Origin of the sequence: Streptomyces sp. NPDC059355, from assembly GCF_042752335.1 — a bacterium.
GTDB lineage: Bacteria > Actinomycetota > Actinomycetes > Streptomycetales > Streptomycetaceae > Streptomyces.
Genome location: NZ_JBHYXN010000014.1, coordinates 99,350 through 107,440 on the forward strand (window position 1 = coordinate 99,350; position 8,091 = coordinate 107,440).

Here is an 8,091-nt window from a genome sequence, read left to right on the forward strand (position 1 = left end):
ATCGAAGCGATGCGCGGCCCCACAGGAGATGAAGCCCCGATGATCACCCCACCCGTCGTGCACTCGCTGCGCGAGCAGATCCGCGAGCACATCGTGGAGGGGATCGTCAGCGGCCGCTGGAAGCCCGGCGAGCGGATCGTCGAGCGCCGGATCGCCGTGGAGCTGGAGGTCAGCCAGACGCCCGTGCGCGAGGCCCTGCGCGAGCTGGAGACGCTGCGGCTCATCGAGTCGGCGCCGAACAAGGGCGTGCGCGTACGGAACCTGTCGGCGGCCGACCTGGAGGAGATCTACCCGGTCCGGGCCGGCCTGGAGCAGATCGCGGCCGAACTGGCCGCCCCGCGGCTGGCGGCGGACTGCTCGGCGCTGGAGCCGCACGTGGCGGCGCTGTGGGAGGCCGACCGGACCGAGGACGGGACCGCGCAGGTGCGGCACACCGTCGGGTTCCACCGGGAGCTGGTGCGGGCGGCCGGGAACAGCGTGCTGCTGCACACCTGGGAGAGCCTGGGCATCGAGGTCTTCACGGCTCTGTCGATCCGCTGGCTGGGAACCGTCCAGAAGTCGTACGCGGAGGAGCACGCGGCCCTCGTGGAGGCGTTCCGCAGTCAGGATCCGGACATCGGGGTGCTCGTGAAGCGGCATGTCCTGGGGTGCGCACCCCGCGCCTGACGGGCTGGTTCGTCCCGTTTTACCCGGCACCGGGTGCCTGATTTCATGGCACCGGGTGCCGACTTTTGGCCGGATGGCCATTTCAACGTCACATTCATTTGATCGATCATCGATCAGCGATTTACAGTCGACGACGGACCCCAACCGGGCCCATCGACCCTGTCCTGCCCGTCAGGGATTTTTCACCACCTCTCCTTTGTCCGGAAGGCGGCGCACACCGATGTCCGACCCCGTAGGAAAGCTTCCGAGCGAGCTCGACCAGCTCCCGGACCGCGACACCGAGGAGACCGCCGAATGGGCGGCCTCCCTGGACGCCGTCGCCAAGGCCGCCGGTACGCGCCGCGCCGAATACCTGCTCCGCCGCACCCTCCAGCACGCCGAGGCCGCCGGCCTCGCCCTGCCGAAGCTGCTGGAGACGGACTACGTCAACACCATCCCCACCTCCGCCGAGCCCGAGTTCCCGGGTGACGAGGAGATGGAAGCCAAGATCACCGCATGGAACCGCTGGAACGCGGCCGCCATGGTGACCCGCGGCTCCAAGTACGGCGTCGGCGGCCACATCGCCACCTTCGCCTCGGCGGCCTGGCTCTACGAGACCGGCTTCCAGCACTTCTTCCGCGGGAAGGAGGCCGACGGATCGGGCGACCAGCTCTACATCCAGGGCCACGCCTCCCCCGGCATCTACGCCCGCGCCTTCCTCGACGGGCGCATCTCCGAGCAGCAGCTCGACAACTTCCGCCAGGAGTCCGGCGGCAACGGCCTGCCGTCCTACCCGCACCCGCGGCGCCTGCCGTGGCTGTGGGAGTTCCCGACGGTCTCCATGGGCCTCGGCCCGCTCTCCGCGATCTACCAGGCGCGCTTCAACCGCTACCTGCAGAACCGGAGCATCAAGGACACCGCCAACTCGCACGTCTGGGCCTTCCTGGGCGACGGCGAGATGGACGAGCCCGAGTCGACCGCCGCCCTGGCCCTCGCCTCCCGCGAGCGGCTCGACAACCTGACCTTCGTCATCAACTGCAACCTGCAGCGCCTCGACGGTCCGGTCCGCGCCAACTTCCGCGTGGTCCAGGAGCTGGAGGCCCAGTTCCGCGGCGCCGGCTGGAACGTCATCAAGTCGCTGTGGGGCTCCGCCTGGGACGAGCTGTTCCGGCTCGACACCACGGGCGCGCTCGTACGCCGCCTGCGCGAGGTACCCGACGCGCAGTTCCAGACGTACGCGACCCGCGACGTGGCCTACATCCGCCAGCACTTCTTCGGCGCCAACGCCGAGCTCGTCGCCCTGGGCGGCCTGCTCTCCGACGCGAAGATCGCCGAGTGCTTCCACAGCTCCCGCGGCGGCCACGAGCCCCGCAAGGTGTACGCCGCATACAAGGCCGCCCTGGAGCACAAGGGCGCGCCGACGGTCATCCTCGCGCAGACCGTCAAGGGCTACACGCTGGGTTCCGGGTTCGAGTCGAAGAACGCGAACCACCAGATGAAGAAGCTGACGATCGACGAGTTCAAGGGCATGCGCGACCTGCTCGGGCTCCCGATCCCGGACAGCGCCTTCGCCGACGGCGTCGTCCCGTACGGCCACCCGGGCGCGAACAGCCCCGAGGTGCGGTACCTGAACGAGCGCCGCGCGGCCCTCGGCGGTCCGGCCCCGGCCCGCAAGGTCAAGCACGTCGCCCTGCCGGCTCCGGCCGAGCGCTCCTTCGCCCCGCTGATCAAGGGCTCCGGCAAGCAGGAGATGGCCACCACCATGGCCTTCGTCCGGCTCGTCAAGGACCTGATGCGGGACAAGGAGACCGGCAAGCGCTGGGTGCCGATCGTCCCCGACGAGGCCCGCACCTTCGGTATGGAGTCCCTCTTCCCGTCGGCCGGCATCTACTCGCCGCTGGGTCAGACGTACGAGCCGGTCGACCGCGACCAGCTCATGTACTACAAGGAAGCCAAGGACGGCCAGATCCTCAACGAGGGGATCACCGAGGCCGGCGCCATGGCCGACTTCATCGCCGCCTGCACGTCGTACGCGACGCACGGCGAGCCGATGATCCCCTTCTACATCTTCTACTCGATGTTCGGCTGGCAGCGCACCGCCGACCAGATGTGGCAGCTCGCCGACCAGCTCGGCAAGGGCTTCATCGTCGGCGCCACCGCCGGTCGTACGACCCTGACCGGTGAGGGCCTGCAGCACGCGGACGGGCACTCGCACCTGATCGCGTCCACGAACCCGGCGTCGCTCAACTACGACCCGGCGTTCGCGTACGAGATCGCGGTGATCGTCAAGGACGGCCTGCGCCGCATGTACGGCGAGAAGCCGGAAGACGTCTTCTACTACCTGACGGTCTACAACGAGCCGAAGGTGCAGCCGGCCATGCCGGAGGGCGTGGAGGAGGGCATCCTGCGCGGCCTCTACCGCTTCAACGAGGCCTCCTCGCTGGAGTCCGCCCCGGCCGCCGACGCCCCGAAGATCCAGCTGATGGCCTCGGGCACGGCGATCCACTGGGTGCTGGAGGCGCAGAAGCTGCTCGCCGCCGACTGGAACGTGGCCGCCGACGTCTGGTCCGCCACCTCCTGGGGCGAGCTGCGGCGCGACGCGCTGGAGTGCGACGAGGCGCTGCTGCGCGGTGAGGTGCGCACCCCGTACGTCACGCGCGCGCTGGAGGGCGTCACGAGCCCGGTGCTGGCCGTCTCCGACTGGATGCGCCAGGTCCCGGACCAGATCAGCCAGTGGGTGGAGCAGGACTGGACCTCGCTCGGTACGGACGGCTTCGGTCTGTCCGACACCCGCGAGGGCGCCCGCCGCCACTTCGGCGTCGACGCGCAGTCGATCGTGGTGGCCGCACTGGCCCAGCTCGCCCGCCGCGGCGAGGTGCCGGCGTCCGCCATAAAGGAAGCCCGCGAGCGCTACGGCCTCTGAGGCTCGGACGCGGTAAGACGAAAGGCCGGTGTCCGGCCCCCTTCCCCGGGGGTCGGACATCGGCCTTTGGCCGTATGAGCGGTGGCGGCGAGGGGGCGCACCCGTGATGCTGGAGCGGTGATGGACGAGACGGAGTTCTGGGAGATCGTCGACCGTACCCGCGAGGCCGCCGAGGGCGACCCCGAGGAGCACGCCGAGCTGCTCGTGGAGCGGCTGGCGCAGCTCGACCCGGACTCGGTCCTGGACTTCGCCCGGCACTTCGAGTCCCGGTACAACCGGGCGTACACGTGGGACCTGTGGGGAGCGGCGTGGGTGCTGCTCGACGGGGCGAGCGACGATGCGTTCGACTACTTCCGGTGCTGGCTGATCGGCCAGGGCCGGGAGGTGTTCGAGGGCGGGGTGCACGATCCGGACGGGCTCGCGGAGCTCCTGGACGAGTTCGACGAGGAGATCGACGGGGACGGCGAGGAGCTGGGGTACGCGGCCGACGAGGCGTACGAGCAGCTGACGGGGGCGGTGGCGCCGGATCTGGGCATTCCGCTGCAAGCGGCCGAGCCGGAGGGCACCCCGCTGGACTTCGAGAACGAAGCCGTGCTCGCGGAGCGCTTCCCCCGGCTGTGGGACCGTTTTCGCGCGTAGTGACTAGTAGTGCGTGCCGCCGTCGATGCGGATCTCCGTACCGGTGATGAAGGCGCCGTCCTCGGAGCCGAGCATGGCGACGACGCCGGCGACCGTCTGCGGGCCGGCGAAGCCCTGGCCGATGGCCGGGGCCAGCTTGGCGAACAGGCTCCAGTCGGTGTCCTCGGGTAGGCCCGGGCCGTTGCCCGTGGTCATGCCGCTCTCGATGGAGCCGGGCGCGACGGCGACGAAGCGCAGGCCCTGCTTGCTGTACTCGGCGGCCAGGGCATGGGTCATGGACTGGATGCCGCCCTTGCTGGCCGCGTAGGCGGACATGTAGGGGTGGGCGAAGGACGCCGAGGTGGAGCTGAAGTTCACGACGACCGGCTGGTCGCCCTCCAGCAGCGCCGGCAGCGATTCGCGGATCACCAGGAAGGTGCCGGTGAGGTTGACCGCGATGACCTTGTTCCAGAAGTCGAGCGTGGTCTGGTGGGTGTGCGCGGAACGCAGGATGCCGGCGGCGTTGACGAGGACGTCGAGCCCGCCGAGGCCCTGGACGGCGGCGGCGACACCGCTCTGCACGGCGGCCTCGTCGGATATGTCGAGGACGGCGGTGGTGAGGCGGTCCGCGTGGCCGTCGGCGGCGGCCTGCGCCGCGGTGGCCTCCAGCCCCTCCTCGCTGACGTCCACGGTGTGGACACGGCCGCCCTCGGCGAGGATGCGGTGGACGGTGGCCCGGCCGATGCCGGAGCCGCCGCCGGTGATGAGGACGCGACGTCCTTCGTAACGGTTCATGGCGGGAGCGTACCGCCGATGTGACACGTTTTGCCAGAGTGTCAGAATGCGCACTGGTTGAGGGACCGGGAAGGTAGGCTTCACGCGTGAGATCCCCTCGTCCGTACTCTCCCCTGGCCGGCCCCGGAGCCCAGTCGCTGACCGAGCGCCGCAAGGCCGCCACCCAGCTCGACATCGCCCGCGCGGCCTGCGAACTCTTCGCCGAACACGGCCCCGACGGCACCACCGCCGAGGACATCGCGCACCGCGCCGGCGTGGCGCTGCGCACGTTCTACCGGTACTTCCGCAACAAGCAGGAGGCCGTCGGCCCGCTCCTGGCCGGCGGCGGCGACGCCTGGCGCGCGCTGCTCGCCGAGGAGGACCCCGGCACCCCGCTCGACGAGGCCCTGGAACGCGCGGTGACCCGCTCCCTGAGCGACTCCCGGACGGTCGAGGAGGGCCTGGAGGTGACCCGCGGCCTGCTCCGCGCCGCCGCGACCGACGAGGCACTGCGCGCGGTCTGGTACCGCGTGAACCAGGACTCCGAAGAACGCCTGGTCCCGGTGATCGCCCGGCTGGCCGGCGAGGACGCCGACCCCCTGGGCGTACGCCTGCTCGCGGCTGCCGCGACGGATGCCATCCGCATCGCCCTGGAACTCTGGTCGACGACGGAAGCCCCGGTCACGGGCCCCGGCTCCCCCGCAGAACTCGCGGTCCGCTGCCTGCGCGAACTCACCGGCGGGATCTCGGTCCCGCGCTGACACCGGCGCCCCGGCACGAGCACCCGCCTTCCGTCTGCGCTTCCGAGCCGCCGACGGCATCCGCGTCCGCGTCCGAACAGCACAGCGGCCCCGCCGCTCTCCGGTGAGAGTGGCGGGGCCGCTGTGTGCGCTGCTTCTTAGATGTCGAAGTACATCTCGAACTCGTGCGGGTGCGGGCGCAGGGCGATCGGGGCGATCTCGTGCGTGCGCTTGTAGTCGATCCAGGTCTCGATCAGGTCCGGGGTGAAGACGCCGCCGGCCAGGAGGTACTCGTGGTCGGCCTCCAGGGCCTTGAGGACGTCCTCCAGGCTGGTCGGGACCTGCGGGACGCTCGCGTGCTCGTCGGGCGAGAGCTCGTAGAGGTCCTTGTCGATCGGCTCCATCGGCTCGATCTTGTTCTTCACACCGTCGAGGCCGGCGAGCAGGAGGGCCGCGAACGCCAGGTACGGGTTCGAGGACGGGTCCGGGGCGCGGAACTCGACGCGCTTGGCCTTCGGGTTCGAGCCCGTGATCGGGATGCGCATCGCGGCGGAGCGGTTGCGCTGCGAGTACACCATGTTGACCGGCGCCTCGAAGCCCGGGACCAGGCGGTGGTACGAGTTCACCGTCGGGTTGGTGAAGGCGAGCAGCGACGGGGCGTGCTTGAGGATGCCGCCGATGTAGTAGCGGGCGGTGTCCGACAGGCCCGCGTAGCCGGCCTCGTCGTAGAACAGCGGGTCGCCGTTGGCCCACAGCGACTGGTGGACGTGCATGCCCGAGCCGTTGTCACCGAAGATCGGCTTCGGCATGAAGGTCGCGGTCTTGCCGTTGCGCCAGGCGACGTTCTTCACGATGTACTTGAAGAGCATCAGGTCGTCGGCCGCGGCCAGCAGCGTGTTGAACTTGTAGTTGATCTCGGCCTGGCCGCCGGTGCCGACCTCGTGGTGCTGGCGCTCGACCTGGAGGCCCTGGGCGTCCAGCTCGAGAGAGATCTCGGCGCGCAGGTCGGCGAAGTGGTCGACCGGGGCTACGGGGAAGTAACCACCCTTGTAGCGGACCTTGTAACCGCGGTTGTTCTCCTCGGAACCGGTGTTCCAGGCGCCGGCCTCGGAGTCGATGTGGTAGAAGCCCTCGTTCGCGGAGGTCGCGAAGCGCACGCTGTCGAACACGTAGAACTCGGCCTCGGGGCCGAAGTACGCGGTGTCGGCGATGCCGGTGGAGGCGAGGTACGCCTCGGCCTTCTTCGCGATGTTGCGCGGGTCGCGGCTGTAGGCCTCACCCGTGATCGGGTCGTGGATGAAGAAGTTGATGTTGAGCGTCTTGTCCTTGCGGAACGGGTCCAGGCGCGCGGTGGTGATGTCGGCACGCAGCGCCATGTCGGACTCGTGGATCGCCTGGAAGCCGCGGATGGAGGAGCCGTCGAAGGCGAGCTCCTCCGCCGGGTCGAACGCCCGAGCCGGGATGGTGAAGTGCTGCATCACACCAGGCAGGTCGCAGAAGCGGACGTCGACGAACTTGACGTCGTTCTCCTCGATGTACTGCTTCACTTCGTCGGCGTTCTGGAACATCCAACTCCTCCTACTCCCGGCCCCGGGGCAGGGCGGGCTTTATAGCTCGTGGTGCGTCAGTGCGGTGCCGCACGCTGACCCGACCATAAGCAGGCGGGATTTCTCAAGCATGACCCATTTGTTTCGCTCAAGTTAACCAGGGTCCCGTCGGAACGCGGTCGGACACCACCGGTACCGTGGTCGGGTGGACAACAGACAGGCAATCGGATCCTGGCTCTCCGGCCCCCGCGCGGCCGCCGAGGACATGGGCGTCGACTTCGGCTACCGGGGCGAGCGGCTCGGCCTGCCCCAGGAGGGGCCGGGCTCGGTGGCGCGCTTCGGCCGCCGCCTGGGCGCTCTCGCCGTCGACTGGATCGGCTGTCAGGTGATCGCGTTCGGTCTGATCACGCACGGCAACGCGACCGCGACCGGCAACTGGACGCTGGCGCTCTTCGTGGTGCTGAGCATCCTCACCGTCGGCACCGTGGGCTTCACCCCCGGCAAGCGGCTGGTGGGCCTGCGCGTCGTCGCGGAGGACGGCGGCCGCCTCGGCTTCGGCCGTGTCGTCCTGCGTACGGTCCTGCTCGCCCTGGTCATCCCGGCGCTGATCTGGGACCGTGACGGACGCGGCCTGCACGACCGCCTCGCGCGCGCCGTCCAGGTCCGTATCTAGACACCGGAGCACAAGACACCGGAGCACAAGACAGGGGCGCCCCCGAGCCGGGCGGGGGGGGGGGGCCCCCGCGGGGGGGGGGGGGCGGTTAACAAAACCGGGGAAGCCGAACATTACGCCGCGCCGCCTACGCCAGGCCGTGGGGGAAGGAGCCAAGGGCCAGGGGCAGGA

7 protein-coding genes are annotated in these 8,091 nt (G+C 69.9%); 5 read left to right on the top strand and 2 right to left on the bottom strand.

Translation table 11 applies throughout. The annotated features are described in order from the left end of the window. Positions 1–42: 42 nt before the first annotated feature. From ACFXGI_RS16175 to ACFXGI_RS16185, 3 genes are all read left to right on the top strand, one after another. Positions 43–666 (top strand): GntR family transcriptional regulator, encoded by a 624-nt coding sequence (locus tag ACFXGI_RS16175; RefSeq protein ID WP_030156168.1) that lies wholly within the window; start codon positions 43–45, stop codon positions 664–666. 220 nt (positions 667–886) lie between these two features. Further along, positions 887–3,568 (top strand): pyruvate dehydrogenase (acetyl-transferring), homodimeric type, encoded by a 2,682-nt coding sequence (aceE, locus tag ACFXGI_RS16180; RefSeq protein WP_384706421.1) that lies wholly within the window; start codon positions 887–889, stop codon positions 3,566–3,568. A gap of 120 nt (positions 3,569–3,688) precedes the next feature. Continuing rightward, positions 3,689–4,207, top strand: coding sequence for a DUF4240 domain-containing protein (locus tag ACFXGI_RS16185; RefSeq protein WP_327131777.1), 519 nt, complete (start codon positions 3,689–3,691; stop codon positions 4,205–4,207). A gap of 3 nt (positions 4,208–4,210) precedes the next feature. Here ACFXGI_RS16185 and ACFXGI_RS16190 read toward each other — a convergent pair whose 3' ends face one another. Continuing rightward, complete coding sequence (locus tag ACFXGI_RS16190; RefSeq protein WP_384706424.1) at positions 4,211–4,981, bottom strand: SDR family NAD(P)-dependent oxidoreductase; 771 nt, start codon at positions 4,979–4,981, stop codon at positions 4,211–4,213. 86 nt (positions 4,982–5,067) lie between these two features. Between ACFXGI_RS16190 and ACFXGI_RS16195 the strand changes: the two genes are divergently transcribed. Beyond that, positions 5,068–5,721 (top strand): TetR family transcriptional regulator, encoded by a 654-nt coding sequence (locus tag ACFXGI_RS16195; RefSeq protein ID WP_384706426.1) that lies wholly within the window; start codon positions 5,068–5,070, stop codon positions 5,719–5,721. Positions 5,722–5,858: 137 nt separating this feature from the next. On the opposite strand, the gene glnA is transcribed toward ACFXGI_RS16195, so the two are convergent. Further along, positions 5,859–7,268 carry a type I glutamate--ammonia ligase gene (glnA, locus tag ACFXGI_RS16200; RefSeq protein ID WP_030863412.1) on the bottom strand — a complete coding sequence of 470 codons (1,410 nt, stop codon included), beginning with the start codon at positions 7,266–7,268 and terminating at the stop codon, positions 5,859–5,861. A gap of 184 nt (positions 7,269–7,452) precedes the next feature. Here glnA and ACFXGI_RS16205 point away from each other — a divergent pair, with 184 nt between their 5' ends. After that, positions 7,453–7,920: an RDD family protein gene (locus ACFXGI_RS16205; RefSeq protein ID WP_384706428.1), complete on the top strand. Its 468-nt coding sequence runs from the start codon at positions 7,453–7,455 to the stop codon at positions 7,918–7,920. The last annotated feature ends 171 nt before the right edge of the window (positions 7,921–8,091 follow it).

Coding starts and splice junctions, on each gene's coding strand:
- aceE (WP_384706421.1), top strand. CDS start 887: ATGTCCGACCCCGTAGGAAAGCTTCCGAGCGAGCTCGACCAGCTCCCG.
- ACFXGI_RS16185 (WP_327131777.1), top strand. CDS start 3,689: ATGGACGAGACGGAGTTCTGGGAGATCGTCGACCGTACCCGCGAGGCC.
- ACFXGI_RS16190 (WP_384706424.1), bottom strand. CDS start 4,981: ATGAACCGTTACGAAGGACGTCGCGTCCTCATCACCGGCGGCGGCTCC.
- glnA (WP_030863412.1), bottom strand. CDS start 7,268: ATGTTCCAGAACGCCGACGAAGTGAAGCAGTACATCGAGGAGAACGAC.